The following is a 26647-nucleotide window of genomic DNA, read 5'->3' as shown; positions in this document are numbered from 1 at the left end:
CGGTTCGCCCGCCGGCAACCGTGTCGTCACCTGAGCGACAGCCGTTGCTCATGCGGGGCGCCTAGCCTCCCGTCACCGATACGGGGAGGTCATGGTGGGCGACGACGGGTGGTCCCGGGCGCTGATGGCGGCATCCGGCGTGCCGGTGGCTGCCGAGGCGCGCGACGACGGGTTGCGGGCCGTGGTGATGGAGGCGCGCTCCGACGGCCTGGCGCGGGAGCGGCTCTTCGCCCTGGCGGACCACCGCGAGCCGGCCGTCCGGGAGGCCATCGCCGCGCGCCCCGACTGCCCGCTCGGCATGCAGGCGACGCTCGCGCACGACAGGAAGGCGTCCGTCCGCGTCGCGCTGGCGTCGGGCGCCGGCCTCGCCGGCGCGATCGCGGGCGTGCTGGTCGCGGATCGCGACCTCGCGGTCCTCAAGGCGCTGGCACGCAACGCCGCCACCCCGCGGGGGGTCCTCGAGCGGCTCGCGGGGCATCGCCGGGAGGAGGTGTCCCGGCTCGCTCGGCGCGCGCTCGCGGGCGAGGTGGTCGCCGCGCCCGGAGCCGTGGTCGCGGAGCTCGTCGATCGCGGGGCCACGGTGCGCGATCCCCGTCCCGAGGATCGGTCACCGGTGGGGGACCGTCCGGACCGGGTGCTGCCGCCGCGACCGTCGGTGCCGCCGCGACCCTCGGCGAGGCCGGCGCACTGACGGGCGTCTGCACGGCCCCTCCGCGCGAGGCGAGGCACCCCGCCCCCACCCGTGTGTCGGATACGTATCGCGATGTCTGGTTCCTCACAGCGATTTGACCCGTATCCCCGAGGTTCCGGAGGATACTTGACCACACGACAAGTGCGGGAGGTACGCGGTGGTGGTTCCGGCCAGCGGGGCGTCCGAGGACGTGGCACGAGCGCTCGACCCTGAGGTCAACGGCTCCGAGCTCCTTCCTCTCGCGGTCCATCGAGACCCGTACGTGCGCGCCGCGGTCGCCGCGCGCACCGACTGCCCGATGGGCGCGCTCGTGTCCCTGGGGCACGACTCGAGCCTCGACGTGCTGAGCGCGCTGCTGGGCAACGCCCGCACCCCGTCGTCGGTGGTGCGCCGCCTCGCGGACCACCGCGACCCGCGCATCTCGGGTCTCGCGGTGCAGCGTCTGCGCAACTCGTTCCGCTGAGGCGGCTCCGGGGCGGCGCCGCCCGCCGGGGCAGGGACGCCCCTCCGCCGCGCGACGATGCGCGGCCCTGGTTGAGACGGGCCGGAGATTGCCGTATAGTTTTCCGTTGGGCGTTTTTGCGCGCCCGCATTCCCTGTCAACCAACGTTAGCGGAGTAATGGCCAAGAAAGACGGAGTCATCGAGGTCGAGGGCGTGGTGGTGGAAGCACTGCCGAACGCTTCGTTCCGAGTGGAGTTGACGAACGGGCACCTGGTGCTCGCTCACATCTCCGGGAAGATGCGCCAGCACTACATCAGGATCCTCCCCGAGGACCGCGTGGTGGTGGAGCTCAGCCCGTATGACCTGTCCCGCGGCCGCATCGTCTACCGCTACAAGTGAGCCGCCGTCCGAGCGCACCCGTGCGCGACGACGACGCAGGAAAGAACCATGAAGGTTAAGCCCAGCGTCAAGCCCATCTGCGACAAGTGCAAGGTGATCCGACGCAATGGCCGAGTGATGGTCATCTGCGAGAACCTGCGCCACAAGCAGCGTCAGGGCTAGACACACCCAGAACATCCTCGTTCGACCCTATGCATCAAACCCCCGGCTCGGAGGCCGGGGCCCGCGACTGATGAGCGGGGCGGTCGAGCGTCAGACCTCCGACTACTGATGGAGTAGATCCAGCAATGGCACGCATCGTCGGTGTCGACATCCCGCGCGACAAGCGCATGGTGATCGCACTTACCTACATCTATGGAATCGGCCGCACCCGCGCCGAGCAGATCCTCGCAGCGACCGGCATCAGCCCGGACCTGCGCGTCAAGGACGCGGACGACGACCAGCTCGTCGCGCTCCGTGACTACATCGAGGCCAACTTCACCGTCGAGGGCGACCTGCGCCGCGAGGTGGCCGCCGACATCCGCCGCAAGGTCGAGATCGGTAACTACCAGGGTCTCCGCCACCGCCGCGGCATGCCCGTCCGTGGTCAGCGCACCAAGACCAACGCCCGCACCCGCAAGGGCCGCAAGAAGACCGTCGCCGGAAAGAAGAAGTAAGACATGGCCGCTCCTACTCGCAAGCCGCGCAAGAAGATCAAGAAGACCGTCGCGCACGGTCAGGCGCACATCAAGTCCACCTTCAACAACACGATCATCTCCATCACGGACCCCTCGGGTGCCGTCGTGTCGTGGTCGTCGTCGGGCCAGGTGGGCTTCAAGGGCTCCCGCAAGTCCACCCCGTACGCCGCGCAGATGGCCGCCGAGGCCGCCGCTCGCCGTGCGCAGGACGCCGGCATGAGCAAGGTCGACGTCTTCGTCAAGGGCCCCGGTTCGGGCCGCGACACCGCGATCCGTTCGCTGACCGCCGCCGGCCTCGAGGTGACCTCCATCAAGGACGTCACCCCGCAGGCGCACAACGGCTGCCGTCCGCCGAAGCGCCGCCGCAACTAGCACGCCCGCGCGTGGTGACACGCGCTCCCGGTCGCGGGCCGATGCGGCGCATCGGCCCGTGACCGCACCATTCCAGGCTTCTGGCCCCCGCCGGACCGAACCCGGCGGGGAACGCTCGAGCATCAGATAGCGGATGCTCGGAAAGGAAACAACCGTGCTGATCGCACAGCGTCCCACGCTGACCGAGAAGGTCATCTCGGAGAACCGCTCGCAGTTCTCGCTCAAGCCGCTCGAGCCGGGCTTCGGCTACACGCTCGGCAACTCGCTCCGCCGCACGCTGCTGTCGTCCATCCCGGGCGCGGCCGTGACGTCGGTGCGCTTCGAGGGCGTCCTCCACGAGTTCACCACCATCGACGGGGTGAAGGAGGACGTGACCGAGATCCTGCTCAACCTCAAGAACCTCGTGGTCTCGTCGGAGAACGACGAGCCCGTCGTGATGTACCTGCGCAAGTCGGGCGCGGGCGTCGTCACCGGTGCTGACATCCAGCCCCCGGCCGGCGTCGAGATCCACAACCCGGACCTCCACATCGCGACCCTCAACGCGAAGGCGAAGTTCGAGGTCGAGCTCACGGTCGAGCGCGGTCGCGGCTATGTGCCCGCGGCGATGAACAAGAGCTACGACGCGGAGATCGGCCAGATCCCCGTCGACTCGATCTACTCGCCCGTCCTCAAGGTGACCTACAAGGTCGAGGCCACCCGTGTCGCGCAGCGCACGGACTTCGACGAGCTGGTCATCGACGTCGAGACCAAGTCCTCGATCTCGCCCCGCGACGCCGTGGCGTCCGCCGGAGCGACGCTCGTCGAGCTCTTCTCGCTCGCCCGCAGCCTCAACGAGGCCGCCGAGGGCATCGAGATCGGCCCGTCGGACACGGACGAGTCGCTCGAGGAGGACTACAACCAGCCGATCGAGGAGCTCAACCTCACGCAGCGGTCCTACAACTGCCTCAAGCGCGAGGGCATCCACACCGTGGGCGAGCTCACCGCACGTTCCGAGGCGGATCTCATGGATATCCGCAACTTCGGCCAGAAGTCGATCACCGAGGTCAAGGAGAAGCTCGCCGAGCTGGGCTTCTCCCTCAAGGACAGCGCCGTCGAGTACGACAGCAGCTCGTCCGTGTACTTCTCGGGCAGCGACGAGTAACAAGGAGAATTCTCAATCATGCCTACCCCCACCAAGGGCGCCCGCCTGGGCGGCGGTCCCGCGCACGAGCGTCACATGCTCGCGAACCTCTCGCAGAGCCTGTTCGAGCACGGCCGCATCACCACCACCGTGACCAAGGCCAAGCGCCTGCGCCCCTACGCCGAGCGCCTCGTCACCTTCGCCAAGCGCGGCGACCTCGCCTCGCGCCGCAAGGTGCTCGGGATCATCTCGGACAAGGGCGTCGTCCACAAGCTCTTCGCGGAGATCGGCCCCGGCTTCGCCGAGCGTGACGGCGGCTACACCCGCATCACGAAGGTCGGCAACCGCAAGGGCGACAACGCCCCCATGGCCGTCATCGAGCTCGTCGAGTTCGGCGCCCCCGCCAAGAAGGCCGTGACCAAGGAGGCCGAGAAGGCCGCCAAGAAGGCCGCGCCGAAGAAGGCCGAGAAGGTCGAGGAGGCGCCCGTCGCCGACGAGACCGTCGAGGTTGTCGAGGAGACCGAGGCCCCCGCGGCCGAGGCGACCGACGACGCCGCCGAGACCAAGTAGTCTCCGCCTTCCTTGAAGGCATCCCGAGGCGGGTCCGCATGATCACTTCAGAGATCGTGCGGGCCCGCCTCGACCTTTCCTACGACGGCACCGACTTCTCCGGCTGGGCGACGCAGCCCGGATTGCGGACCGTCCAGGGCGTCCTCGAGGACGCCCTCGCGCGGATCGTCCACCAGGAGGCGTATCCCCGCGTCACCGTCGCCGGCCGGACCGATGCCGGGGTCCACGCGCGCGGCCAGGTCGCCCACGTCGACATCGAGACGGCCGCGTGGGCGCGGATGCCGGGACGCGCGCAGCGCACTCCCGCCGAGGGCCTGCTGTCCCGCCTCAACGGCGTGCTCCCGGACGATGCGGTGGTCCGGTCGGTCTCGATCGCACCGGCGGGCTTCGACGCCCGTTTCTCGGCGACGCAGCGGCGCTACGCCTACCGGGTCACCGACCGGGTGCCCGACGTCCTGACCCGCCGCCACGTCCTGGCCGTCGACCGCCCGGTCGATGTCGACGCCCTCAACCGCGCATCGTCCACCCTCCTGGGCCTGCGCGACTTCGCGGCGTTCTGCCGAGGTCGCGAGGGCGCGACCACCATCCGCGACCTCACCGAGCTCTCCTGGCGGCGCGAGACGGAGGGCCCCGACACGGGCCTGGTGGTCGCGACGGTCCGGGCGGACGCGTTCTGCCACTCGATGGTGCGCTCCCTGGTGGGCGCGCTGCTGAGCGTGGGGCAGGGGCGTCGCGACCTCGACTGGCTCGCCATGGTGGCGGCCACCGAGGGCCGCTCGCAGGCGATCGCGGTGGCGCCCGCGCACGGCCTCACGCTGGAGGAGGTGGCGTATCCGGACGATGCGCTGCTCGCCGCGCGCGCCGAGGCTACCCGAGGGCGGCGCACCCTGCCGTGACCGACGCGCGCCGCGCCCGCGCCCGGATTGAGATTCCCGCGTGACGCGCGTATGATGGTGCGTCGTTGTGCGTTCCCTCGTGGACGGTGCCTCCCACTCGCCGCCGCAGGACCCGCCGACCGAATTGCTTCGCGGCGCCTCGGCGCCGTCCACCGAATCGAGTAGAAGTAAGGCTTCACAGTGCGTACGTTTTCTCCCAAGCCGGGTGACGTGACCAAGAACTGGTACGTCATCGACGCTACTGACGTGGTCCTCGGTCGTCTGGCCTCCCAGGCCGCTTCGCTGCTCCGCGGCAAGCACAAGGCGACCTTCGCGCCCCACGTCGACGGCGGTGACTTCGTCATCGTCATCAACGCCGAGAAGATCGCGATCTCCGGCAACAAGCTCACCGACAAGATGGTGTACCGCCACTCGGGCTTCCCGGGCGGCCTCTCCGCCGTCCCGATCGGCGAGCTCCTCGAGAAGAACCCCCGCCGCGTCATCGAGAACGCGGTCAAGGGCATGCTTCCCAAGACCAAGCTCGGCGCTGCTCAGCTGAAGCACCTCAAGGTGTACGCGGGTGCGGAGCACCCCCACGCCGCGCAGCAGCCGCAGCCCTTCGAGATCTCCCAGGTCGCGCAGTAAGCGCCGCAGCAGTTAAGGATTGATGAAAGTGGCAGATGTGACGACCGAGGTCGACAACGAGACCCCGACCGAGTACACCTCCGAGACCGCGGTCGAGCGCGGCAAGGGTGTGACCAACCTCGCCCCCGGCGCCGGCCTCGGCCGCCGCAAGGAGGCGGTGGCCCGCGTGCGCCTGGTGCCCGGCACCGGCAACTGGGTCATCAACGGCCGCACCCTCGAGGACTACTTCCCGAACAAGGTGCACCAGCAGCTGGTGAACTCGCCGTTCGCGCTCCTCGACATCGAGGGCAAGTTCGACGTGCACGCCCGCATCCAGGGTGGCGGCCCGTCCGGTCAGGCCGGCGCGCTCCGTCTGGGTGTGTCCCGTGCGCTCAACGAGATCGACGAGGACAACAACCGCCCGGCGCTGAAGAAGGCCGGCTTCCTGACCCGCGATGCCCGCATCGTGGAGCGCAAGAAGGCCGGTCTCAAGAAGGCCCGCCGCGCGCCGCAGTACTCGAAGCGTTAACCTCTCGCGCATGGCGCGACTCTTCGGCACGGACGGTGTCCGGGGCCTTGCCAACCGCGACCTCACCGCGGAGCTGGCCGTCGACCTCTCGGTCGCGGCGGCTCACGTGCTGGGCGAGCGGGGCGAGTTCTCCGGCCACCGTCCCCGTGCCGTCATCGGCCGCGACACCCGCGTCTCAGGCGAGTTCCTGAGCGCGGCTGTCGCGGCCGGTCTTGCTTCCGCCGGCGTCGACGTGCTCGACGTGGGCGTGGTGCCCACCCCCGCGGTGGCGTACCTGACCGCCTCCACGGAGGCGGACCTGGGTGTGGTGATCTCCGCGTCCCACAACCCCATGCCCGACAACGGCATCAAGTTCTTCGCACGCGGCGGCCACAAGCTCGACGACTCGGTCGAGGAGGCCATCGAGGCACGCGTGGGCGAGGCCTGGGAACGGCCGCTCGGCAAGGCCGTCGGGCGGATCGTGCCGTCCGCGCCGCTCGCCGGCGAGTACGTGGACCACGTGGTGTCGGCCGTCCGCTCGTTCGCGGGCTCGGACGCGCCGCTCGAGGGTGTCCACGTGGTCGTGGACGCGGCGCACGGCGCCGCGAGCTCCGTGGGACCGGCCGCGCTCGCCGCCGCCGGCGCACGCGTCACCACCATCAACGCGTCGCCCGACGGGCTCAACATCAACGAGGGCGTCGGCTCGACCCACCTCGGGCCGCTGCAGTCCGCCGTGGTCGAGCACGGAGCGGACCTGGGCGTCGCCTTCGACGGCGACGCCGACCGGTGCCTCGCCGTCGACCACACGGGCGCCGTGGTGAACGGCGACCAGATCATGGGCCTGCTCGCGATCGCGATGCGCGACGCCGGCACGCTGTACCGCTCCACGCTGGTCGCGACGGTCATGAGCAACCTCGGGCTGCACCAGGCGATGCGGCGCGAGGGCATCGACATCGTCGAGACCGCCGTGGGTGACCGTTACGTGCTCGAGGCGATGCGCGACGCGGGCTACACGCTCGGCGGGGAGCAGTCGGGACACATCATCGTGTCCGACTACGCGACGACGGGCGACGGTGTGCTGTCGGCGCTGCTGGTCGCGGCGCGGGTGGCCGCGAAGGGCGCTCTCCGCGTGCAGTGCGCCGGCATCGAGACCCTGCCGCAGGTGCTCATCAACGTGCGTGGCGCGGACCGGTCGCGGGTGCACACGGACCGCGACCTGCAGGTCGCGGTCGGTGCCGCGCGCCGCGAGCTGGGCGATTCCGGCCGCGTGCTGCTGCGACCGTCGGGCACCGAGCCGCTGGTGCGCGTCATGGTCGAGGCATCCACGCCGGAGGACGCCCAGCGTCACGCCGAGGCCCTCGCCACCGTGGTGCGCGAGCGCCTGTCGCTGTAGCAGTCGGCCTCCGCAGCGGGCGTGACGCTCATCCCCACGGCGGCACCGATCAGGTGATCCCCCCATCGCGGCGCCCCCGCCCACCTGGGAGACTGAGCGCGTGAACGAGCTCTGGCACATCCTGGTCGACGGCATCGATGCGGTCGAGGTCTGGGTCGAGTCGCTCATGGAGTCGCTGTGGATCTACCCGAGCGTCTTCGTCCTGTCGCTGCTCGACGGAGTGTTCCCCGTGCTGCCCAGCGAGTCGGTGGTGATCGCCACCGCGACCGCATGGAAGCAGACGGGCTCGCCGTGGGTGTGGCTCATCTGGATCCTCGCGGCCGCGGGTGCATGGTGCGGAGACCAGCTCGCGTACCTCATCGGCTCCAGGTTCGACGTGCGCAAGCACCCGTTCTTCGCCCGTTCGGGGGTGCGCAAGACCCTCGACTGGGCCGAGTCGACGCTCGAGCGCCGCGGCACCACCTTCATCATCGCCGCGCGCTTCATCCCGATGGGACGCGTCGCGGTCAACCTCACCGCCGGCGCGCTGCGGTACCCCCGGCAGTGGTTCATGATCGTCGACGCGGTCGCCGTGGCGATCTGGGCGACGTACGGCACCGCCCTCGGCATCTGGGCGGGCTCGATCTTCGAGAACCTGCTGGTCTCGATCACGGTCGGCGTCATCGGCGGCATCGTGATCGGCATCCTCATCGACAAGATCCTGGCGCGGCTGGGCTTCGCGGAGCCGGAGATGCCGGACCTGTCTGCGCAGATCGAGGAGCGCATGATGACCGGCGAGCTCCAGGTGCGGCCGCCGCGTCGCGAGCGGCGCCAGGGCAAGGACGACGAGGGCGCCTGACCCCCTCGCCCGACCGGCGCGTCGCGCGGGCGCGACCCGCGCATCGTCCGTCGCGACGCGTCAGAGCTTGCGCATGCGGACCGACTCGACGCGGTGGTCCGGCCCCTTGCCCAGGATGATGGTCGCGCGCGACCGCGTGGGCGCGATGTTGCGGGCCAGGTTCGGGGCGTTGACGGTGTCCCACACCTGACCGGCGACGGCCACGGCCTGGTCGTCGGTGAGCGTCGAGTAGGAGTGGAAGTACGAGTCCGGCTTGGCGAACGCGGACTCGCGCAGCGCGAGGAAGCGCTCGATGTACCAGCGGCGGATGTCGTCCGGGTGGGCGTCGACGTAGATGGACACGTCGAAGAAGTCGCTCACCGCGAGCTGCGAGGCGCCGGGCTCGCGTGCGCCGGAGGTCTGCAGCACGTTGAGCCCCTCCACGATGAGGACGTCGGGCTGGCGGACCACCACCTCCTGGTCCGTCACGATGTCGTACACCTGGTGCGAGTACACGGGCGCCCGCACCTCGGGGGCGCCCGACTTCACCTTGAGGATGAAGTCGCGCAGCGCGCGACGGTCGTAGGACTCGGGGAAGCCCTTGCGCGCCATGATGCCGCGCTCGGTGAGGACCTCGTTCGGGTAGAGGAAGCCGTCCGTGGTGACGAGCGCGACGTGCGGCGAGCTGGGCCAGCGGGCCATCAGCTCGCGCAGCAGGCGCGCGGTGGTGGACTTGCCCACGGCGACGGACCCGGCGACCCCGATCACGAACGGGGTGCGCGACGCGCGCTCGCCCAGGAACTGGCTGGTCGCGCTGTGGAGCAGGCCGGTCGCGCCCGAGTAGAGATCCAGCAGCCGCGACAGCGGCCGGTAGATGCGGTCCACCTCCGCGATGTCGATCGGGTCGCCCAACCCGCGCACCCGCGCGACGTCCTCCGCCGTGAGCGGCAGCGGCGTCGCGTCCGCGAGGGCGGCCCACTCGTCGCGCGTCAGGGTGACGTAGGGGGTCCCGGCGTCGGACCGTCGTGCCTCGTTCACCCGCCCATTGTTGCGCATCGTCCCGCGGGGCCGAGCGCAGGGGGACGATGCGCGGGTCGGGCCTGCGCGGCAGGTCCGGGGGTGGCATCTAGACTGGCGCGCATGTGCGGAATCGTCGGATATGTGGGGTCGGGCGCGCCCGGCGGCCGCCCGCAGGGCGTGGTGATGTCGGGTCTGGCGCGGTTGGAGTACCGCGGATACGACTCCGCCGGCATCGCCGTCGTGACCGAGGACCCGTCCCGCGTGGGCATGCGCAAGAAGGCCGGCAAGCTGGTCAATCTGGAGAAGCAGCTCGCGGAACGCCCGCTCGATGCGGCGACCGCCGCGATCGGCCACACGCGCTGGGCCACGCACGGTGCGCCGACGGACGCGAACGCGCACCCCCACCTCGCGGCGGGGGGTCGCCTCGCGATCATCCACAACGGCATCATCGAGAACTTCGGGGCGCTGCGCGCGGAGCTCCTCGACGAGGGCGTCGAGTTCCTCTCTGAGACCGACACCGAGGTCGCGGGGCACCTGCTCGCGCGTGAGGTGGACTCGGGCAAGTCGCTCGCCGACGCGATGCGCGCCATCACGCGCCGCCTCGACGGCGCCTTCACGCTGCTCGCGGTGGACGCGAGCGAGCCCCGCACCGTGGTGGGCGCGCGGCGCAACAGCCCGCTGGTGATCGGCCTGGGCGAGGGCGAGAACTTCCTCGGCTCGGACGTGGTCGCGTTCATCGAGCACACGCGCACGGCGCTCGAGCTCCACCAGGACGAGGTGGTCGAGATCACCCCGGACCGCGTCACCATCACGGACGCGCGCGGGCTGGTGGTCGAGCGGGAGCCGTACCACGTGGACTGGGACGCCTCGGCGGCGCAGAAGGGCGGCTTCGCCACCTTCATGGAGAAGGAGATCCACGACCAGCCCACGGCGGTCGCGGACACGTTGCGCGGGCGCATCGACGAGCACGGCCGCCTCCAGCTCGACGGCGGCATGATCGACGAGTACGTCCTCAAGTCCATCGACAAGATCATCGTCATCGCGTGCGGTACCGCGTCCTACGCGGGCCTGACCGCGCGGTATGCGATCGAGCACTGGACGCGGATCCCCGTCGAGGTGGAGCTCGCGCACGAGTTCCGCTACCGCGACCCGATCGTGTCGATCAAGACGCTCGTGGTCGCCATCAGCCAGTCGGGCGAGACGATGGACACGATCATGGCGGTCCGCCACGCGCAGCAGCAGGGCGCGACCGTGATCGGCATCGTCAACGCGCAGGGCTCCACCATCGCGCGCGAGGCGGACGCGGTGCTCTACACGCGCGCCGGACCGGAGATCGCGGTCGCGTCGACCAAGGCGTTCCTCGCGCAGATCACGGCGGGCTACCTGCTGGGCATCTACCTCGCCGAGCTGCGCGGCAACAAGTTCCCCGACGAGATCCTCGCGCTTCTCGAGCAGCTCGACTCGATGCCCGCGAAGATCCAGCGGGTGCTCGACACCTCGGAGCCCATCCGGGAGCTCGCCCGCTCCATGGCGGATGAGCGCACCGTCCTGTTCCTGGGCCGTCATGTCGGCTTCCCGGTCGCGCTCGAGGGCGCGCTCAAGCTCAAGGAGCTCGCATACATCCACGCGGAGGGCTTCGCGGCGGGCGAGCTCAAGCACGGGCCCATCGCGCTGGTCGAGGAGGGCCAGCCGGTGTTCATCGTGCTGCCCAGCCCCCGTGGCCGCGAGTCGCTGCACTCCAAGGTGATCTCCAACGTCCAGGAGGTCCGCGCGCGCGGCGCCCGCACGTTCGTCATCGCCGAGGAGGGCGACACCGAGGCCGCCAACCACGCCGAGCAGGTGTTCTACGTGCCCTCGGCGCCGGTGCTCATGACGCCGCTGCTGTCGGTGGTGCCGCTGCAGATCTTCGCCCTCGAGCTCGCGGCCGCCAAGGGCTACGACGTCGACCAGCCCCGCAACCTCGCCAAGTCCGTCACGGTGGAGTGAGCGTGGCGATCTTGGGGCTCGGCATCGACGTGGTCGAGATCGCCCGCTTCGAGGACGCGCTCGAGCGCTCGCCGGGCTTCCTCGACCGTGTCTTCACGCCGGCCGAGCGGCACCTGGGCCACGCGAGCCTCGCCGCCAACTGGGCCGCGAAGGAGGCGCTCGCGAAGGCGCTGGGCGCCCCCGCGGGCCTCAGCTGGCACGACTGCGAGGTGCTGCGCGAGGACGGAGGCCAGCCCCGCCTGGCGGTGACCGGCACGGTCGCGGCGCGCGTCGCCGCGCTGGGCATGACGCAGCTGCACGTGTCGCTGTCCCACGACGCGGGGATCGCCTCCGCCGTGGTCATCGGGGAGGGCTGATGTCGCGCCTGCGGATCACGATCGACCACGGCGCGATCACGCGCAACATCGAGCGCCTCGCCGCGCACGCGGGGACCGCACAGGTGATGGCGGTGGTGAAGGCGGACGCCTATGGCCACGGGCTGGTGGGCGCCGCCGCGGCCGCGCGTGCCGGCGGCGCGACCTGGCTCGGCGTCGCGCAGCCCGACGAGGCCATCGCGCTGCGCGAGGCCGGCGACGACGGCCGCGTGCTGTGCTGGCTCTACGGGCCCGAGGCGCCGTTCCGGCTGCTCATCCGCCGCGGCGTCGACCTCAGCGCCTCCTCGCTCGAGGTCCTCGACATGATCGTCGCGGCCGCCCGCATGGCCGGCGAGGTCGCCCGCGTCCACGTGTGCCTCGACACCGGGCTGTCCCGCGAGGGCGTGCGCCCCGAGGGCCTTCCCGCGCTGCTCGACGCCGCGCTCGCGGCGGACGATGCGGTGGTGATCGTGGGCGCGTGGTCGCACCTGGCCTGGGCGGACCAGCCGGGCCACCCCACCATCGACCGCCAGGCGGGGGTGTTCCGCGACGGCGTCGCCGCGATCGAGGCGCGCGGGATCGCGCTCGAGGTGCGCCACCTCGCCAACTCCGCCGCCACCCTCACCCGACCCGACCTCCACTTCGACCTGGTGAGGCCCGGCATCGCCGTGTACGGGCTCCCTCCGGTGCCCGACGCGGACGGCGGCGACTGGGGGCTCGAGCCCGCGATGCGGGTGACCGCCTCGCTCGCGCTCGTCAAGGACGTCCCGGCAGGGGAGGGCGTCAGCTACGGCCACGAGTACACGACTCCGCGCGCCACACGGCTGGGGCTCGTCACCGCGGGCTACTCGGACGGGATCTTCCGGGCCGCCGGCAGCGGTCGCGGCCCCGTCGCGATCGGCGGCCGCCGCCACGTGATCGCAGGGCGGGTGTGCATGGACCAGGTGGTGCTCGACCTGGGCCCCGACGCGCCCGAGCACGCGGGCGACGAGGTGGTGCTCATCGGCGCCGACGGCCCCTCCGCTCGCGAGTGGGCCGAGGCGGCGGGCACCATCGACTACGAGATCGTCTGCCGCTTCGGCGGCCTGAAGGAGAAGCACCCCGCATGACCGAGCCGACCGCCGCATCGTCCACCTTCACCGTCGCCGACGGCGACGCCATGCGCGCCCTCGCGCGCGACGTGCTCGCCCCGCGGCTGCGCGCGGGCGACGTGGTGATCCTCAGCGGCGACCTGGGTGCCGGCAAGACGACCTTCACCCAGGGGCTGGGCGCGGCGCTCGGCGTGCGCGGTCCCGTCGCGAGCCCGACCTTCATCATCGCGCGCACCCACCCGTCCGAGGTGGGCGGGCCGGCGCTCATCCACGTGGACGCGTACCGCCTCAACTCGCTCGCCGAGCTCGACGACCTCGACCTCGACACCACGGTCGAGTCCTCGGTCACCGTGATCGAGTGGGGCGAGGACAAGGCGGAGCAGCTGTCGCAGGACCGCGTGCACGTGGTGATCGCGCGCGAGGTGGGCGGCGAGGTCGACATGGAGCGCCCCGACGAGGGCATCCGCACCGTGACGTTCACCACCCACGGCGACCGCTGGGCCGGCGTCGCGCTCGTAGGCTAGACCCGTGATCCTCGCCCTCGACACGTCCTCCGCCATCGCCGTCGCGCTCGTCTCCGAGACCGGCGAGGTGCTCGCGCGCCGCTCCGAGTTCAACCCGCGCGGCCACTCCGAGCTGCTGTCCGGCCTCATCCAGGCGGCGCTGGACGAGGCCGGCGCGTCGGGCCGCGACGTCGAGCGGATCGTGGTCGGCACCGGCCCCGCGCCCTTCACGGGGCTGCGCGTGGGCCTCATGACCGCGCGGACCCTGGGCCACGTGTGGGGCGTGCCGGTCGACGGCGTGTGCTCGCTCGACGCGCTGGGCGCGTCCGCGGCGGGCGAGGTCACCGCGGTGGCCGATGCGCGGCGCAAGGAGGTCTACTGGGCCGCCTACCGCGACGGCGTGCGGATCGCGGGCCCCGAGGTGAGCGCGCCGGGCGACGTGCCGGTCGTGGGTGCGGTGGTGGGCCGCGGCGCGCTGCTCTACCCGGACGCCTTCCCGGGGGCGCACGAGGGTGACCCGGACCCGGCGCTGCTGGTGAGCGTGGCCGCGCGGCTGCGGGCCGAGGGGGCCGAGCCGTCCACCGAGCCGCTGTACCTGCGCCGTCCCGACGTGCACGGGGTCCCGGGCGCGTGATCGAGCTGCGCGATCTCACGGAGGACGACCTTCCGTGGATGGCGGAGGTCGAGCGGGAGCTGTTCGGCGCGTCCGCGTGGTCGCGCGATCTGATCGAGCATGACTACCTGTACGGGCTGACCCGCTACCGGGGCCTGGTGCTCGACGGCGAGCTGGTGGGCTACGCGGTCTACGGCTATGACGGCGACGCGTTCCATCTCATGAACCTCGCCCTGGTGACCGCGGTGCGGGGGCGCGGGCTGTCGCGCGTCCTCATGGACGACTTCCTCGCGGAGGCGCGTCGCGAGGGCGCGGCGGATGCGTGGCTCGAGGTCGCCGTCGACAACGTGGCCGCGCTGGGGCTCTACCGGGCGTACGGCTTCGAGGACGTGCGGATCCGCCGCAAGTACTACCAGCCCGAGGGTGTGGACGCGTTGGTCATGAGGGTGGAGCTGGCCGCGTATCAGCCGGAGGCCTAGGTCGGGACGCTCAGTCCTCAGGAATCGCGATCCGCCTCGGACTCGGGACGGTCAGAGCTCGCGGACCCCGGTCTCGGCGGTGATGCGGCCGCGGCGGTCGCCGGACCGGTCGTCGCCCTCGACGGGGTGACCCACGCCCAGGATGACCTCGGAGCGCCAACCCGCGGGCATGAGCGAGGCGTCCAGCGCGGCCTTGTCGAAGCCGCCGTAGGGGCGCAGCGCGAGGCCCTCGGCGCGCAGCGCGATGATCAGGTAGCCCAGCTGCAGCATCGCGCCCGAGTGCGCGAGCGAGGCGCGCATCTCCGGGTTCGCCTCGAAACGCTCGGCCAGCTGCGGCATGCCCGGGGCCCAGGTCTCGTGCAGGTCGTGGAAGCGGTCGTCGTGGGCGGCGACCAGCAGCAGGGGCGCCTCCTCGAGCTTGGGGCGGTTGAACGGCGCCGCGGCCTCGATCACGGCCGAGCGGGCGGCCTCGGACCGCGCGACCACGACGCGGAGCGGTTGCGTGTTGTTGCTCGTGGGCCCGAACTTCGCGAGGTCCCACGCGCGGGTCACGAGGTCCGCATCCACCTCGCGCCCGTCGAACGCGATCGCCGAGCGCGCCTCGGTGAACAACGCTTCGCGAGCCTCCTGGTCGAGGGAGAAGGCGACGGTCGGCTGGGGGAGGTTCGCGGTTGTCATATCAACAATTGTGCGCCTGCAAGCGGCGTGCTCGCGACGGCCGGAGGTCCCGGGCCTCCACAGGCGGAGGCGGCGCGCTGGACCCCGCGGTGATACCGGGTGATACTCGAAGGATGAAGACGGCGATCTCCCTTCCCGATCCGGTGTTCGAGGCGGTCACGGCGCGCGCCAAGCTGCTCGGCGTGAGCCGTTCGGAGTTTCTCGCGCGCGCGGCGCAGCGTTACCTCCGCGAGCTGGACGACCACGGCCTCACCGGGCGCATCGACAGCGTCCTCGAGCGCGTCGCGGTGGCCGAGGACGAGTCGGCCCGCTTCGTGCTCGAGACGGGTCGTGGCCTGCTGGAGCGCGAGGAGTGGTGACGCCTCGGACGCCGGCGGAGCGCGGGTCGATCCGGTGGGTGGACCTGGGCCCGGCGGCAGGAAGCGCACCGGCGCATCGGCGACCCGTGCTCGTGGTCCAGTCCGACGCGTACAACCGGTCCCGGCTGGGCACGGTGACGGTGCTCGCGATCACCAGCAACACCGCGCTCGCCGCGCTCCCCGGCAACGTCTTCCTGCCCGCGGACGTGACGGGCCTGGCGAAGGACTCGTGCGTCAACATCACGGCCGTCGCGACCGTCGACCGCGGGGCGCTCGAGGCGATCGCGGGGCACGTTCCCCGGCACCTCATGGACGAGGTCGACCGGGGTCTTCGCGCGTTCCTCGCCCTCTGACCGCGCCGGCCGCGCCCCCGACTACAGTTGACCCGTGGCTTTGGTACTGGGACTTGAGAGCACCTGCGATGAGACGGGCGTCGCGCTCGTCGAGGACGGCGAGCTGCTCGCCGACGTCGTCGCCTCCTCCATGGACGAGCACGCCCGGTTCGGCGGCATCGTCCCCGAGGTGGCCTCCCGCGCGCACCTCGAGGCCGTCCTGCCCACGCTCGACGAGGCGCTGAGCCGCGCCGGCCGCAGCCTGTCCCAGGTGGACGCGGTCGCCGTCGCCGCCGGCCCCGGGCTGGTCGGCTCGCTCACCGTGGGCAACTCCGCGGCGAAGGCCCTGGCCCTGGGCCTCGGCAAGCCGCTCTACGGCGTCAACCACGTCATCGGCCACGCCGCCGTCGACCAGCTGGTCCACGGCGCCTTCCCCGACCGCACCATGGCGCTGGTCGTCTCGGGCGGTCACACCTCGCTGCTCATGGTCGACGACATCGCGACCGACGTCCGCGAGCTCGGCCACACGCTGGACGATGCCGCGGGCGAGGCGTTCGACAAGGTGGGACGCCTCCTGGGGCTGCCGTACCCCGGCGGTCCGCATGTGGACCGCCTCGCGCGCGAGGGCGACCCCGAGGCGATCCCCTTCCCGCGTGGACTGTCCAAGCCCAAGGACATGGCCAAGCACGCCTACGACTTCAGCTTCTCCGGCCTCAAGACCGCCGTCGCCCGGTGGGTCGAGGCGCGCCGCGCGTCCGGTCAGGAGGTCCCGATCGAGGACGTGTGCGCGAGCTTCGCCGCCGCCGTGGCGGACGTCCTGGTCACCAAGACCCTGAACGCCTGCCGCGAGCACGACGTCGAGACCCTCGTGATCGGCGGCGGCTTCTCCGCCAACAGCCAGCTCCGCGAGCTCGCCCAGGCGCGCGGCGAGGCGGCCGGCATCGACGTCCGCATCCCGCCGCTGCGCTACTGCACCGACAACGGCGCGATGATCGCCGCGCTCGGCCACGCGGTCGTCGAGGCGGGCGTGCGCCCGAGCGGCCTCGGCATCGGCGTCGACTCCTCGATGCCGCTGTCGACCATCACCGTCTGATGCGTCACGCGGCCCGAGCCGCGGCGGCCGCGCTCGCGGTCTCGCTGCTCGCCGCCTGCACGCCCCACACGGCGACGCCCTCCCCTTCGGCCACGCCGGCGACCGGCACATCGTCCGTCCCGGCGCCCGCCGCGAGCCCCGCGGCGGTCGCGACGCCGGCGGTCGAGAGCCTCGCGTGGGGTCCCACGGTCGAGCAGTGGGACGATGCGCTGGCGACCGCGCGCGACCTGCCGCTGCGGCGGGTGGCCGGGCAGGTGGTGGTGGCCGATGTGTACTCGCCGGACCCGCAGGCGGCCGCCGCGCTGGTGCGCGACCACCACCTCGGCGGAGTGATCCTCATGGGTGGCGCGGCGCCGTCCGCGGACGCGGTCGCGGCGCTGGCGGATCGCGTCCAGCACGCGGACGACCGTGACTGGCCGGTGTGGATCTCAGCCGACGAGGAGGGCGGATGGGTGTCGCGCCTGTCCGCCGCGGTGCCGAGCCTGCCGGCCTTCATGGCCGCGGGCGCCGCGACGGACAAGGCCGCGGTCGCCGACGCGTACCGGTCGTCCGCGGCGGACATGCGGGTGCTCGGCGTCACGGTCGACTACGCGCCGGTCGCCGACGTCACGATCGGTCCGGCGGACCCGATCATCCGCACGCGCAGCGCGGGCTCGGACCCCGCGAACGTGGGCGAGACCGTGGTCGCAGCGGTCGCCGGGTTCGTCGACGGCGGCGTGGTGCCGGTGATCAAGCACTTCCCCGGCCACGGCTCCGTGACGGTCGACTCGCATCGGGGGCTTCCCGTGCAGTCGAGCCCGCTGCGACGGCTCGCGCGGACCGACCTGGTGCCGTTCGCGGAGGCGATCGAGGCGGGTGCGCCCGCGGTGATGATGGGGCACATCGCCGTACCCGAGTGGGGTGAGGGGCCCGCGACGCTCGAGCGGTCGGCGTACCGCTACCTGCGCGACGAGCTCGGTTTCGAGGGCGTGGCGGTGACCGACGCGCTCAACATGGCCGCCGTCGCCGAGGGTCGGACCCCGGGGCAGGCGGCGGTCCAGGCGCTCCGCGCGGGCGCCGACGTGCTGCTCATGCCCGGGGACGCCGGCGAGGCCGTCGACGCGGTGGTCGCCGCGGTCCGGGAGGGTCGCCTCTCGCGCGACCGCCTCGACGAGGCCGCCGCGCGGTCCATCCTGCTGATGCGCTGGTCGGACGGTCTGGGCGGCGAGCCGGCCACCGCGGCCTATCCGCGCGCGCTCGCGGCCGCGGGCGCGACCGTCGCGACCGACGACTGCTCCACGCCGCTCGTCGGGCGACGGGCCATCGTGGTCGCGGGGCCGGACGATGCGGTGGCAGCGCTCGAGGGCGCGCTCCGCCGTCGGGGGGTGACGGTCGGGGACGGCGGCACGGCCATCGCTCTGCTGTCCTCGGGTCAGTTCCGGGCGGATGCGGACGTGGTGGTGTCCCTCGGTGATCCGTGGGGGCTGTTCGACTCGCGCGCGGACGCGCATGTCGCCGTGTACGGCGACTCGACGGCGGCCATCGGAGGGCTCGCGGACGTCCTGGTGGGCGACAAGGATCCGGGCGGCGACTGGCCCGTCGAGCTGCGGGGCGCTCCTCCCGCGTGCGCCGCGTCCTGACGCGTCGATTCCCCGCCCCGTCGCGCCATGGGGAAACCAGCGACGGTTCCGGGCGATCGCCGATCGCTAGGGGGAGCTGAACGACACCGCCGCCGCCGCGCGTACGGCGTCCGCGATCGCTGTGAGGCTCGCGGACTGCACGCGCCACTGCTGCCAGTGCAGCGCGACGTCGAGCTCGGGGCCGCCCAGCGCCACAAGCTCACGCCCCTCGCGCTGCGACTCCGGCAGCAGGCCCCAGCCCAGCCCCAGCGCGATCGCCTCCGCGAACTCGGTCGAGGAGGGGACGCGGTGGCGCGGCGCCGCCGCGGGGTCGGCGCCCACGGCCGAGAGCCACCGGCCCTGGAGGTCGTCGCGCGCGTCGAAGTCGACCACCGGCGCGACCGCGAGGGCGGCGGGCGTGGCGCCGTCGGGGAGCCAGCGCGTCACGAACGCCGGCGCCGCCACCGCGCGGTAGCGCATGCGCCCCAGCGGCGACACCGCGCAACCCGGCACCGCCGCGGCGCGCGTGGTGACCGCGGCGACCACCTCGCCACGCGCGAGCAGCTCCGCCGTGTAGGACTCGTCCTCGCGGCGCAGGTGCACCGTCGCGCCGAGGCCGGGGACCACGTCCGCAAGGGGCCGGAGCAGCCACGTCGCGAGCGAGTCCGCGTTGACCGCGATCCGCAGCGGTGCGGGTCGGTCGGCGGGGATCCCGAGCGCGCTCGCGGCGTCGGCCTCGAGCAGAGCCACCTGACGCCCGAAGCGGACCACCGCCTCGCCGGCCGGCGTCGGGCGCACCGGCCGGGACCGTACGAGCAGCACCTGTCCGGTGAGGCGTTCGAGGGTCGCGAGGCGCTGGCTCACCGCCGACTGGGTGACGTGGAGCGCGCGCGCAGCCGCATCGAGCGATCCCTCGTCGACGACGGCAGCGAGCGTCTGCGCGAGGTCGGCGGGGATCTTCATATAAGCAAACCTAATAGACCATCCACAATTGTGAGTAGTGCTGTGGAGAACTGGCGCCTACCGTGTCGTCATGACCTACCTCGCCGGACTCGGGCTCGGCCTGTCGCTCATCGTCGCGATCGGCGCGCAGAACGTGTTCGTGCTGCGCCAGGGCCTGCGGCGCGAGCACGTCGGTCTCGTGGTGCTCATCTGCGCGGTCTCGGACGCCGTGCTCATCGCCGCGGGTGTCGCCGGCGTCGGCGCCGCGATCGAGGCGGTGCCGTGGCTGGTGACCGCCGCGCGCTGGGCGGGCGCGGCGTTCCTGCTGGGCTATGCGGCGCTCGCCGCCCGGCGCGCGCTCCGGCCCGAGGGCGAGCGCCTCGAGGCGGACGATGTCGCGGTCGACCCCGCCGCCCCGGCCCCCGGGGCGGCGGGCCGGGTCGCGACGGCGACCCGCGCATCGTCCCTCCGGACGGTCGCGCTCACGTGCCTCGCCCTCACGTGGCTCAACCCGCACGTCTACCTCGACACGGTGGTCCTGCTGGGCACCGTCGCGACCACGCACGACGCGCGATGGCTGTTCGCGGCGGGCGCGATCACGGGCAGCGTCGTGTGGTTCACGGCGCTCGGCTACGGGGCCCGCCTGCTGTCCGGAGTGCTGGCGCGGCCGGGCGCGTGGCGGGTGCTCGACGGGGCGATCGCCGTGGTGATGGCGGCCCTCGCCGTGTCGCTCGCGCTGGGTGAGTAGACGTCGCGGGCCCCTAGGCTGGCGGCATGGCACGGATCACGGAGGCGCAGGTTGCGGAGGTCAGGCGCCGCGTCGAGGCGGGCGAGGCCCGCATGGCCGTCGCGGAGGCTGTCGGGATCTCGAAGGCGAGCGTCGACTCGATCATGAGCGGGCGCAGGGGCGGGCCCTCGAGGCGTGCCGGCACCCTCAACCCGGATCAGCTCGCCCGCATCGCGGCGCTCGCCGCCTCCGGCATGTCGCAGACCGCCATCGCGCGCGAGGTGGGCACCAGCCAGCAGATGGTGTCGAAGGCGTTGAAAGCGGGCGGCTAGCCCGGGACCGGCTCCACCAGCAGCGCAGCGTGGCGCCCCTCGAGGCGGGTGAGCACGAGGGTCGCGCGACCGGTCCCGCGCAGCTTGAGCCGCGGTCGCAGCTGCTCGGGCGTGAGGTCCACGCCCCGCTTCTTGATGTCGACCGTCCCGATGTCGCGGGCGCGCAGCTCCTTCGCGAGGACCTTGACGTCGAGCGGGAGCCGTTCGAGCACCCGGTACGCACGGGCGAACGGCGTCACGACGGGTGCGTCCGCGGTGAGGTAGGCGATCGACGGGTCGACCAGGCGGGCGCCCAGACTCTCCGCGAGCACGCCCACCAGCCCGGCACGGATCACGGCGCCGTCGGGCTCCAGGAGGTGCTCGCCCAACGCCCCGGCGGGGGCCCGGTCCGTGGGGCCCGCGATCTCGTGGCGCACGCCGCCGCGGACCACCAGGGCGGCGTGGCCCTCGCGCCGCGCGGCCGCGCCGGCCCACAGGCCCACCTCGACCACGTCGCCGTCGACGCTCACCCACTCGGCCTCGAAGCCCGCCGGCACGGCCTCGTGGGGCAGGCTCGGGCCGGCCTTCACCCCGAGCGCCCGGTAGCGGGAGGCCAGGTCGAGCACCGCGTCGAGCGGGGGCGAGTAGTCGGAGGGGTCGTGACGGCGCCCGCGAGCGTTGCGCCGGGCGGGATCCGCGAACACGCCGTCCACGTCGGCGTCCGCGAGGAGCACGAGCGAGTCGCCGTGAACCACCCGCGCCGCGGGCCACGGCGCGAGGTTGTGGGCCGCGAGGATCGCCGTCGCCTCGTCGGCCTCGAAGGCGACGACCCCGAGCCCGCGCGCCGCCACCGCCCGTGCGTCCGCCCCGAGCCCGGCGGTGAGGTCCGCGACCGCGGTGCACCCGGCATCCGCGAAGCGTTCGGCGTGCAGCGTGGACACCACGGCTCGCGACGCCTGCTCCAGGCCCGCCCGATGGAACACCATGGTGTCGACGGCGTCGCCCAGCCGCGGCCGGGCCTCGCGTCGCAGCTCCGCGAGCGACATCGCGGCGGCGACCAGCTCGGGCGCATGCCCCTCGCGGCGCAGCCGCCCCGACACCGCGAGGGCGTCCTTGGGGGAGAAGTCGCCCAGCGAGCCCGCGAGCTCGAGGCACGCGTCGCTGACGGTGAGGCGCGCGGCGACGGGGTCCATGCCCGGATCATTTCACGGGTCGCGAACACCGGACCGTCCATTAGCACTCGCCTAGGGCGAGTGCTAGATTGAGGGTGCTCTTCTGAGCGCGGCACCTTGGGAACGACCCCCGCGACGGCGTTCCCGCAGGTCCGCACCCCGAACTTCGAGAACGGAAGGTGAGGTCCGCATGTCGGTCTCCATCAAGCCCCTGGAGGACAAGGTCGTTGTCAAGGCGGCAGCCGCCGAGACGACCACCGCGTCCGGACTCGTGATCCCCGACACGGCCAAGGAGAAGCCCCAGGAGGGCGAGGTCGTGGCGGTGGGCCCGGGTCGCATCGACGACAACGGCAACCGCGTCCCGATCGACGTCAACGTCGGCGACAAGGTGATCTACAGCAAGTACGGCGGCACCGAGGTGAAGTACGCGGGCGAGGAGTACCTCATCCTCTCCGCGCGCGACCTGCTCGCCATCGTCGGCTAGGCAGCCCACGCAGCGACGGGCCCCGGGGCGTCAGCCCCGGGGCCCGTTCGCGTCTCCGCGTGCGGCCGGGTACGGGAGGCGCCCGCCGCATCGTCCGCCTGGACGATGCGGCGCCTCCCCGGCGTCTAGCTCGCCTTCTTGAGGCGGCCGGCGAGGATGGCGTGACGCTCGTCCTCGCTCAGCCCGCCCCACACCCCGAACGGCTCGCGCGCCTGGAGCGAGCGCTCGCGGCACGTGTCGAGCACGGGGCAGTTGGCGCAGAACTCCTTGGCCGCCTCCGCCCGCCGACGTCGCGCCGCGCCGCGCTCACCCTCGGGGTGGAAGAACAGATTCGGATCGGCGGCGCGGCACGCGCCTTCGTATTGCCACTCCCACTGATCCTGAGTCGGTGCGGGCAGTTTCGCCACGGCCTCCATCACGCCCCCTCTATGGGTTCGTCGCCGGCTCGCCCCCAGATGGCGCCGTTGCCATCCGAACCGCCTATTGGTCCTGGTCAATGTGCTCCCGGCGGGCTTGTGGCCCCCGATCGCGCAATCCCTCATTGCCATTCTTAACACCGTCCGCGGGCGATGGGAAGGCCCGATTTGCCTGGTTTCTGACATCCTTGCGACGGCCTAGAATGTGCCAATGGTTCCGCTCGAGAACGATCCCTTCGCCTTCACCGGACTCACCTACGACGACGTCCTCCTGCTCCCCGGCGAGTCGGATGTCATCCCGTCCGAGGTGGACACCACCACGCAGCTCACCAAGGGCATCTCCGTCGCCGTGCCGCTGCTGTCCGCGGCCATGGACACCGTGACCGAGGCCCGCATGGCGATCGCGCTCGCGCGCTTGGGCGGCCTGGGCGTGCTGCACCGCAACCTCTCCATCGAGGACCAGGCCCACCAGGTCGAGATCGTCAAGCGGTCCGAGTCGGGCATGATCACCGACCCCGTGACCGTGGGACCGGAGGCGACGCTCGCGGAGCTCGACGCGCTGTGCGCGAAGTACCGCGTCTCCGGCCTGCCGGTCGTCGACGAGGACCAGCGCCTCCTGGGCATCATCACCAACCGCGACCTGCGCTTCATCAACCCGGCCGAGTTCGCGTCGCGCCTGGTCAAGGACCAGATGACGCCCATGCCGCTGATCACCGCGCGCGAGGGCGTGTCCAACGCCGAGGCGTCCGAGCTGCTCGCCAGGCACCGCGTCGAGAAGCTTCCGCTCGTGGACGCGGACGGCCGCCTCACGGGCCTCATCACCGTCAAGGACTTCGTCAAGACCGAGCGCTACCCGCTCGCGTCCAAGGACTCTGAGGGCCGCCTGCGTGTGGCAGCCGCCGTGGGTTTCTACGGCGACGCGTGGGAGCGCGCGACGGCGCTGGTCGAGGCCGAGGTCGACTGCCTGGTGGTCGACACCGCGCACGGCCACGCCCGCGCCATGATCGAGATGATCCAGCGCCTCAAGTCCGACCCCGCGACCAGCCACGTGCAGGTGATCGGCGGCAACGTCGCGACGCGCGAGGGCGCGCAGGCGCTCGTCGACGCGGGTGTGGACGCCGTCAAGGTGGGCGTGGGCCCCGGCTCGATCTGCACCACCCGCGTGGTCGCAGGCGTCGGCGTCCCGCAGGTGACAGCCGTCAACGAGGCGTGGAAGGCCGCGCACCCCGCGGGCGTCCCCGTGATCGCCGACGGCGGGCTCCAGTACTCGGGCGACATCGCGAAGGCCTTGGTGGCCGGCGCCTCCTCCGTGATGCTCGGCTCGCTGTTCGCCGGCTGCGCCGAGACGCCTGGCGACCTGGTGCTGGTCAACGGCAAGCAGTTCAAGAGCTACCGCGGCATGGGCTCGATGGGCGCCATGGCGTCCCGCGGGCGCGTGTCCTACTCGAAGGACCGCTACTTCCAGGCCGATGCTCCCAGCGATGACGACCTCATCCCCGAGGGCATCGAGGGTCGCGTGCCGTACAAGGGCCCCCTCTCCTCCGTGGTGCGCCAGCTCGTGGGTGGCCTGGGCCAGTCGATGTTCTACGTCGGTGCGCGCTCCATCCCGGAGCTGCAGGCCAAGGGCAAGTTCGTCCGCATCACGCCGGCAGGGCTCAAGGAGTCCCACCCGCACGACGTCCAGATCACCGTCGAGGCTCCGAACTACGCCGGTCGCGGCTGAGCCGGACGGCCCGTAGCGCCGCGTGGATCTCGCCTGGCAGACGCTCGCGATCCTCGCGGTCGTCGCGCTGATCGCGGGCTTCCTCGACACGCTTGCGGGAGGGGGCGGGCTGCTCACGCTGCCCGCCCTTCTCCTTGTCGGCGTGCCGCCGCTGCAGGCGCTCGGCACCAACAAGCTGCAGGGTTCGTTCGGCACGGGCATGGCCACGTGGCAGGTGATCCGCCGTCGCCGGGTCCGATGGTCCGATGCGCGCTGGCCCATGCTGGGGGCCTTCCTGGGCTCCGTGGCCGGATCGGTAGCGATCCAGTTCGCGGACGTCGACGCGTTGCGGGTGCTCATCCCGGTGGTGCTGGCGCTGATCGCGGCCTACTTCGCGTTCGTGCCCAAGGCGCACGAGCCGCCCGCCCGCGCACCGATGTCCGCCGCGCGCTACGAGGCCACCGTCGTGCCCGCGATCGGCGCCTATGACGGCGCGTTCGGCCCCGGCACCGGGTCGCTGTTCGCGCTGTCGGGCGTGACGCTGCGCGCGTACGGCCTGGTGCGCTCCACCGCCGTCGCCAAGACCCTCAACTTCGCCACCAACGTCGCATCGCTCCTGGTCTTCGCCTGTGTCGGGCAGATCGCCTGGGTGGTGGGCGGCGCCATGATCGCCGGCCAGGTGGTGGGAGCGTACGTCGCGTCGCACGTGCTCTTCCGCGTGTCCCCGGTGGTGCTGCGCGTGCTCATCGTGGTGATGAGCGTGGGCATGCTGGTGCGCTACCTGGTCGGGTAGCGCACCAGCATCGCCCGACCTGCATGCGTGCGAGATCGGGGTGTGATCCTGCATGCAGGCCGCTCTCGACCCGCATGCAGGACCGGCCGGTAGGTGGTCCTGCATGCGGGCCGAGCGGCACCGGCACCGCGGCTCAGGGGTAGAGGCCCCTGAGCCGGTGGGCCTCGGTGACGCGTTGGACCGCGAGCGCGGTGGCGGCCTCGCGATAGGACAGGCCGTGCGCGGTCGAGTAGTCGACCACCGCGTGCCACGCCGTGGTCATCTTCTCCTCGAGGCGGTCGTTCACGTCCCGCTCCGACCACTGGTAGGCCTGGTTGGCCTGCACCCACTCGAAGTAGGACACGACCACGCCGCCCGCGTTGGCGAGGATGTCGGGCACCACCAGCACGCCCTTGTCCGCGAGGATCGCGTCCGCGTCCTTGGTGGTGGGACCGTTCGCGCCCTCGACCACGATGCGCGCCTGCACCCGGTCCGCGTTCGCTCCGGTGAGGACGCCCTCGACTGCGGCGGGCACGGCGACGTCGACGTCGAGCAGCAGCACGGAGGCAGGGTCGATCGACTCCGTCCCCGGGAAGTCCACCACGGAGCCGGTGCGGTCGACGTGCTCCGCCAGGCGCCCGATGTCGAGGCCGCGGTGGTCGTAGATCGCGCCGTCGATGTCGGACACGGCGAGCACGCGCACGCCCGCGGCGGACAGGAAGCGTGCCGCGTCGCGGCCCACCTTGCCGAAGCCCTGCACGGACGCCGTGGTGCGTTCGGGGTCGAGCCCGTGTGAGGCCATCGCCATGAGCGCGATGTGCGCGACGCCGCGCGAGGTGGCCGATGCGCGACCGAGCGATCCGCCCAGGCTCACCGGCTTGCCCGTCACCACGCCCGGCACCGTGTGACCCACGGACGCCGAGTAGGTGTCCATGATCCACGCCATGGTGCGCTCGTCCGTGCCGATGTCGGGCGCCGGGATGTCCTTGGTGGGACCGATGATCGGCAGGATCTCCGACGTGTACCGCCGGGTGACGCGCTCGAGCTCCGCGACCGAGTGCTCGCGCGGGTCGATCGCGATGCCGCCCTTGGCCCCGCCGTACGGGACGTCGACCAGAGCGCACTTCCAGGTCATCCACATCGCGAGCGCCCGCACCTCGTCGAGGTCGACGTTGGGGGCGAAGCGCAGGCCGCCCTTGGCGGGGCCGCGCGAGAAGTTGTGCTGCACGCGGTAGCCCGAGTACACCGCGATGGAGCCGTCGTCGCGGCGCAGCGGGACGCTCACCATGAGCTCGCGTCGCGGGGTGGCCAGCATCTGGCGGGTCCCGCCGTTGTAGCCGAGGTGGGCGAGCGCGGCATCGAGTTGCGAGTGCGCGTCCGCGAGAGGGCCGGCCCCTGAGGGGGCGGCCGTCGTGGTGGTGGACCACGTCATTGTGACCTCCGAGTTGTCGGTCCCTCGACACTAACGCCGCGCCGAGCACCCTCCGGTGGCCGCCGTGGCCAATGCGCGGGGCACCTTTGTCCCGC

The 26647-nt window shown here is 72.2% G+C and carries 34 protein-coding genes; 28 read left to right on the top strand and 6 right to left on the bottom strand.

Translation table 11 applies throughout. The annotated features are described in order from the left end of the window. The first annotated feature begins 91 nt into the window (after positions 1-91). The 13 genes from AOM01_RS12115 to AOM01_RS12060 all read left to right on the top strand — a co-directional run bounded on the left by AOM01_RS12115 (position 92) and on the right by AOM01_RS12060 (position 8510). Complete coding sequence (locus AOM01_RS12115) at positions 92-691, top strand: hypothetical protein (protein WP_062293918.1); 600 nt, start codon at positions 92-94, stop codon at positions 689-691. 190 nt (positions 692-881) lie between these two features. Continuing rightward, positions 882-1154 (top strand): hypothetical protein, encoded by a 273-nt coding sequence (locus AOM01_RS12110; RefSeq protein WP_169746561.1) that lies wholly within the window; start codon positions 882-884, stop codon positions 1152-1154. Between the two features lie 157 nt (positions 1155-1311). Then, positions 1312-1533 carry a translation initiation factor IF-1 gene (infA, locus tag AOM01_RS12105; RefSeq protein WP_042213122.1) on the top strand — a complete coding sequence of 74 codons (222 nt, stop codon included), beginning with the start codon at positions 1312-1314 and terminating at the stop codon, positions 1531-1533. A gap of 48 nt (positions 1534-1581) precedes the next feature. Then, positions 1582-1695: a 50S ribosomal protein L36 gene (gene rpmJ / locus AOM01_RS14260; protein WP_062069916.1), complete on the top strand. Its 114-nt coding sequence runs from the start codon at positions 1582-1584 to the stop codon at positions 1693-1695. Positions 1696-1820: 125 nt separating this feature from the next. Then, the gene (gene rpsM / locus AOM01_RS12100; RefSeq protein ID WP_062293912.1) at positions 1821-2189 is read left to right on the top strand and encodes a 30S ribosomal protein S13; all 369 of its coding nucleotides are present in this window, start codon (positions 1821-1823) and stop codon (positions 2187-2189) included. A gap of 3 nt (positions 2190-2192) precedes the next feature. Next, positions 2193-2582 (top strand): 30S ribosomal protein S11, encoded by a 390-nt coding sequence (gene rpsK / locus AOM01_RS12095; RefSeq protein ID WP_061963598.1) that lies wholly within the window; start codon positions 2193-2195, stop codon positions 2580-2582. Between the two features lie 154 nt (positions 2583-2736). Then, a complete protein-coding gene (locus AOM01_RS12090) occupies positions 2737-3723 on the top strand; it encodes a DNA-directed RNA polymerase subunit alpha (RefSeq protein WP_062293909.1) in 987 nt (328 codons plus the stop codon). 18 nt (positions 3724-3741) lie between these two features. After that, complete coding sequence (rplQ, locus tag AOM01_RS12085) at positions 3742-4272, top strand: 50S ribosomal protein L17 (protein ID WP_062293907.1); 531 nt, start codon at positions 3742-3744, stop codon at positions 4270-4272. A 38-nt stretch (positions 4273-4310) separates the two neighbouring features. After that, entirely contained in the window at positions 4311-5168 is an 858-nt protein-coding gene (truA, locus tag AOM01_RS12080; RefSeq protein ID WP_062293904.1) for a tRNA pseudouridine(38-40) synthase TruA, read from the top strand. A 180-nt stretch (positions 5169-5348) separates the two neighbouring features. Further along, entirely contained in the window at positions 5349-5792 is a 444-nt protein-coding gene (gene rplM / locus AOM01_RS12075; protein WP_062293900.1) for a 50S ribosomal protein L13, read from the top strand. Positions 5793-5820: 28 nt separating this feature from the next. Next, positions 5821-6300, top strand: coding sequence for a 30S ribosomal protein S9 (gene rpsI / locus AOM01_RS12070; RefSeq protein WP_439645131.1), 480 nt, complete (start codon positions 5821-5823; stop codon positions 6298-6300). Between the two features lie 10 nt (positions 6301-6310). Then, positions 6311-7672, top strand: a complete 1362-nt coding sequence (gene glmM, locus AOM01_RS12065; RefSeq protein ID WP_062293896.1) for a phosphoglucosamine mutase — start codon at positions 6311-6313, stop codon at positions 7670-7672. A gap of 100 nt (positions 7673-7772) precedes the next feature. Beyond that, the gene (locus AOM01_RS12060) at positions 7773-8510 is read left to right on the top strand and encodes a DedA family protein (protein WP_062293894.1); all 738 of its coding nucleotides are present in this window, start codon (positions 7773-7775) and stop codon (positions 8508-8510) included. A 60-nt stretch (positions 8511-8570) separates the two neighbouring features. Here the strand turns inward: AOM01_RS12060 and coaA are convergent, their stop codons facing one another. Then, complete coding sequence (gene coaA, locus AOM01_RS12055; protein ID WP_062293891.1) at positions 8571-9545, bottom strand: type I pantothenate kinase; 975 nt, start codon at positions 9543-9545, stop codon at positions 8571-8573. Between the two features lie 84 nt (positions 9546-9629). On the opposite strand from coaA, the gene glmS reads away from it, so the two are divergent. From glmS to rimI, 6 genes are read left to right on the top strand one after another with little or no spacing between them, the layout of a single operon-like run. Next, positions 9630-11495 carry a glutamine--fructose-6-phosphate transaminase (isomerizing) gene (gene glmS / locus AOM01_RS12050; RefSeq protein WP_062293888.1) on the top strand — a complete coding sequence of 622 codons (1866 nt, stop codon included), beginning with the start codon at positions 9630-9632 and terminating at the stop codon, positions 11493-11495. Between the two features lie 2 nt (positions 11496-11497). After that, positions 11498-11851, top strand: coding sequence for a holo-ACP synthase (locus tag AOM01_RS12045; protein WP_062293885.1), 354 nt, complete (start codon positions 11498-11500; stop codon positions 11849-11851). Then, positions 11851-12957, top strand: a complete 1107-nt coding sequence (alr, locus tag AOM01_RS12040; protein ID WP_062293881.1) for an alanine racemase — start codon at positions 11851-11853, stop codon at positions 12955-12957. The genes AOM01_RS12045 and alr overlap by 1 nt, the downstream gene beginning before the upstream one ends. After that, positions 12954-13463, top strand: a complete 510-nt coding sequence (gene tsaE / locus AOM01_RS12035; RefSeq protein ID WP_062293877.1) for a tRNA (adenosine(37)-N6)-threonylcarbamoyltransferase complex ATPase subunit type 1 TsaE — start codon at positions 12954-12956, stop codon at positions 13461-13463. The genes alr and tsaE overlap by 4 nt, the downstream gene beginning before the upstream one ends. Before the next feature lie 4 nt (positions 13464-13467). Next, positions 13468-14076, top strand: coding sequence for a tRNA (adenosine(37)-N6)-threonylcarbamoyltransferase complex dimerization subunit type 1 TsaB (gene tsaB, locus AOM01_RS12030; protein WP_062293871.1), 609 nt, complete (start codon positions 13468-13470; stop codon positions 14074-14076). Further along, a complete protein-coding gene (gene rimI / locus AOM01_RS12025; protein WP_062293868.1) occupies positions 14073-14534 on the top strand; it encodes a ribosomal protein S18-alanine N-acetyltransferase in 462 nt (153 codons plus the stop codon). Before tsaB ends, rimI begins: the two co-directional genes overlap by 4 nt. 51 nt (positions 14535-14585) lie before the next feature. Here rimI and AOM01_RS12020 read toward each other — a convergent pair whose 3' ends face one another. Continuing rightward, entirely contained in the window at positions 14586-15212 is a 627-nt protein-coding gene (locus AOM01_RS12020) for a malonic semialdehyde reductase (RefSeq protein ID WP_062293865.1), read from the bottom strand. Between the two features lie 113 nt (positions 15213-15325). On the opposite strand from AOM01_RS12020, the gene AOM01_RS12015 reads away from it, so the two are divergent. Genes AOM01_RS12015 through AOM01_RS12000 form a run of 4 tightly spaced genes read left to right on the top strand, consistent with a single transcriptional unit; the run spans position 15326 to position 18615 of the window. Beyond that, positions 15326-15571: a ribbon-helix-helix protein, CopG family gene (locus AOM01_RS12015; protein ID WP_062293863.1), complete on the top strand. Its 246-nt coding sequence runs from the start codon at positions 15326-15328 to the stop codon at positions 15569-15571. Further along, a complete protein-coding gene (locus AOM01_RS12010; RefSeq protein ID WP_062293860.1) occupies positions 15568-15924 on the top strand; it encodes a type II toxin-antitoxin system PemK/MazF family toxin in 357 nt (118 codons plus the stop codon). Before AOM01_RS12015 ends, AOM01_RS12010 begins: the two co-directional genes overlap by 4 nt. A gap of 34 nt (positions 15925-15958) precedes the next feature. Further along, positions 15959-16996, top strand: coding sequence for a tRNA (adenosine(37)-N6)-threonylcarbamoyltransferase complex transferase subunit TsaD (gene tsaD / locus AOM01_RS12005; protein ID WP_062293857.1), 1038 nt, complete (start codon positions 15959-15961; stop codon positions 16994-16996). Continuing rightward, the gene (locus AOM01_RS12000) at positions 16996-18615 is read left to right on the top strand and encodes a glycoside hydrolase family 3 N-terminal domain-containing protein (RefSeq protein ID WP_062293854.1); all 1620 of its coding nucleotides are present in this window, start codon (positions 16996-16998) and stop codon (positions 18613-18615) included. The genes tsaD and AOM01_RS12000 overlap by 1 nt, the downstream gene beginning before the upstream one ends. Positions 18616-18681: 66 nt before the next feature. Here the strand turns inward: AOM01_RS12000 and AOM01_RS11995 are convergent, their stop codons facing one another. Continuing rightward, positions 18682-19557, bottom strand: a complete 876-nt coding sequence (locus tag AOM01_RS11995; protein ID WP_062293851.1) for an ArgP/LysG family DNA-binding transcriptional regulator — start codon at positions 19555-19557, stop codon at positions 18682-18684. A 70-nt stretch (positions 19558-19627) separates the two neighbouring features. Between AOM01_RS11995 and AOM01_RS11990 the strand changes: the two genes are divergently transcribed. Next, positions 19628-20284: a LysE/ArgO family amino acid transporter gene (locus tag AOM01_RS11990; protein ID WP_062293848.1), complete on the top strand. Its 657-nt coding sequence runs from the start codon at positions 19628-19630 to the stop codon at positions 20282-20284. Positions 20285-20310: 26 nt separating this feature from the next. Further along, on the top strand, positions 20311-20595 hold the full coding sequence (locus AOM01_RS11985) for a helix-turn-helix domain-containing protein (protein WP_062293845.1): 285 nt from the start codon (positions 20311-20313) through the stop codon (positions 20593-20595). Here the strand turns inward: AOM01_RS11985 and AOM01_RS11980 are convergent. After that, positions 20592-21767: a THUMP-like domain-containing protein gene (locus tag AOM01_RS11980; protein WP_062293842.1), complete on the bottom strand. Its 1176-nt coding sequence runs from the start codon at positions 21765-21767 to the stop codon at positions 20592-20594. The genes AOM01_RS11985 and AOM01_RS11980 overlap by 4 nt on opposite strands. Before the next feature lie 169 nt (positions 21768-21936). On the opposite strand from AOM01_RS11980, the gene groES reads away from it, so the two are divergent. Continuing rightward, on the top strand, positions 21937-22230 hold the full coding sequence (groES, locus tag AOM01_RS11975) for a co-chaperone GroES (protein WP_062293839.1): 294 nt from the start codon (positions 21937-21939) through the stop codon (positions 22228-22230). A 125-nt stretch (positions 22231-22355) separates the two neighbouring features. On the opposite strand, the gene AOM01_RS11970 is transcribed toward groES, so the two are convergent. Next, on the bottom strand, positions 22356-22646 hold the full coding sequence (locus AOM01_RS11970; protein ID WP_062293836.1) for a WhiB family transcriptional regulator: 291 nt from the start codon (positions 22644-22646) through the stop codon (positions 22356-22358). A gap of 211 nt (positions 22647-22857) precedes the next feature. Here AOM01_RS11970 and guaB point away from each other — a divergent pair, with 211 nt between their 5' ends. Beyond that, positions 22858-24369: an IMP dehydrogenase gene (gene guaB / locus AOM01_RS11965; protein ID WP_062293833.1), complete on the top strand. Its 1512-nt coding sequence runs from the start codon at positions 22858-22860 to the stop codon at positions 24367-24369. 22 nt (positions 24370-24391) lie between these two features. Then, positions 24392-25141, top strand: coding sequence for a TSUP family transporter (locus tag AOM01_RS11960; RefSeq protein WP_062293830.1), 750 nt, complete (start codon positions 24392-24394; stop codon positions 25139-25141). Between the two features lie 133 nt (positions 25142-25274). Here AOM01_RS11960 and AOM01_RS11955 read toward each other — a convergent pair whose 3' ends face one another. Continuing rightward, positions 25275-26552 (bottom strand): Glu/Leu/Phe/Val family dehydrogenase, encoded by a 1278-nt coding sequence (locus AOM01_RS11955; protein WP_062293827.1) that lies wholly within the window; start codon positions 26550-26552, stop codon positions 25275-25277. Between the last annotated feature and the right edge of the window lie 95 nt (positions 26553-26647).

It is taken from the genome of Demequina phytophila (assembly GCF_000971135.1).
In the GTDB taxonomy this organism is placed as follows: domain Bacteria; phylum Actinomycetota; class Actinomycetes; order Actinomycetales; family Demequinaceae; genus Demequina; species Demequina phytophila.
This window is presented reverse-complemented; position numbering and strand designations above follow the sequence as displayed.

Coding starts and splice junctions, on each gene's coding strand:
- infA (WP_042213122.1), top strand. CDS start 1,312: ATGGCCAAGAAAGACGGAGTCATCGAGGTCGAGGGCGTGGTGGTGGAA.
- glmS (WP_062293888.1), top strand. CDS start 9,630: ATGTGCGGAATCGTCGGATATGTGGGGTCGGGCGCGCCCGGCGGCCGC.
- AOM01_RS11995 (WP_062293851.1), bottom strand. CDS start 19,557: ATGAAGATCCCCGCCGACCTCGCGCAGACGCTCGCTGCCGTCGTCGAC.
- AOM01_RS12015 (WP_062293863.1), top strand. CDS start 15,326: ATGAAGACGGCGATCTCCCTTCCCGATCCGGTGTTCGAGGCGGTCACG.
- alr (WP_062293881.1), top strand. CDS start 11,851: ATGTCGCGCCTGCGGATCACGATCGACCACGGCGCGATCACGCGCAAC.
- AOM01_RS12000 (WP_062293854.1), top strand. CDS start 16,996: ATGCGTCACGCGGCCCGAGCCGCGGCGGCCGCGCTCGCGGTCTCGCTG.
- AOM01_RS11970 (WP_062293836.1), bottom strand. CDS start 22,646: ATGGAGGCCGTGGCGAAACTGCCCGCACCGACTCAGGATCAGTGGGAG.
- truA (WP_062293904.1), top strand. CDS start 4,311: ATGATCACTTCAGAGATCGTGCGGGCCCGCCTCGACCTTTCCTACGAC.
- rpmJ (WP_062069916.1), top strand. CDS start 1,582: ATGAAGGTTAAGCCCAGCGTCAAGCCCATCTGCGACAAGTGCAAGGTG.
- tsaE (WP_062293877.1), top strand. CDS start 12,954: ATGACCGAGCCGACCGCCGCATCGTCCACCTTCACCGTCGCCGACGGC.
- rplQ (WP_062293907.1), top strand. CDS start 3,742: ATGCCTACCCCCACCAAGGGCGCCCGCCTGGGCGGCGGTCCCGCGCAC.
- groES (WP_062293839.1), top strand. CDS start 21,937: ATGTCGGTCTCCATCAAGCCCCTGGAGGACAAGGTCGTTGTCAAGGCG.
- AOM01_RS11985 (WP_062293845.1), top strand. CDS start 20,311: ATGGCACGGATCACGGAGGCGCAGGTTGCGGAGGTCAGGCGCCGCGTC.
- AOM01_RS11980 (WP_062293842.1), bottom strand. CDS start 21,767: ATGGACCCCGTCGCCGCGCGCCTCACCGTCAGCGACGCGTGCCTCGAG.
- guaB (WP_062293833.1), top strand. CDS start 22,858: ATGGTTCCGCTCGAGAACGATCCCTTCGCCTTCACCGGACTCACCTAC.
- AOM01_RS11990 (WP_062293848.1), top strand. CDS start 19,628: ATGACCTACCTCGCCGGACTCGGGCTCGGCCTGTCGCTCATCGTCGCG.
- glmM (WP_062293896.1), top strand. CDS start 6,311: ATGGCGCGACTCTTCGGCACGGACGGTGTCCGGGGCCTTGCCAACCGC.
- AOM01_RS12115 (WP_062293918.1), top strand. CDS start 92: ATGGTGGGCGACGACGGGTGGTCCCGGGCGCTGATGGCGGCATCCGGC.
- rpsK (WP_061963598.1), top strand. CDS start 2,193: ATGGCCGCTCCTACTCGCAAGCCGCGCAAGAAGATCAAGAAGACCGTC.
- AOM01_RS12020 (WP_062293865.1), bottom strand. CDS start 15,212: ATGACAACCGCGAACCTCCCCCAGCCGACCGTCGCCTTCTCCCTCGAC.
- rpsM (WP_062293912.1), top strand. CDS start 1,821: ATGGCACGCATCGTCGGTGTCGACATCCCGCGCGACAAGCGCATGGTG.
- AOM01_RS11955 (WP_062293827.1), bottom strand. CDS start 26,552: ATGACGTGGTCCACCACCACGACGGCCGCCCCCTCAGGGGCCGGCCCT.
- coaA (WP_062293891.1), bottom strand. CDS start 9,545: ATGCGCAACAATGGGCGGGTGAACGAGGCACGACGGTCCGACGCCGGG.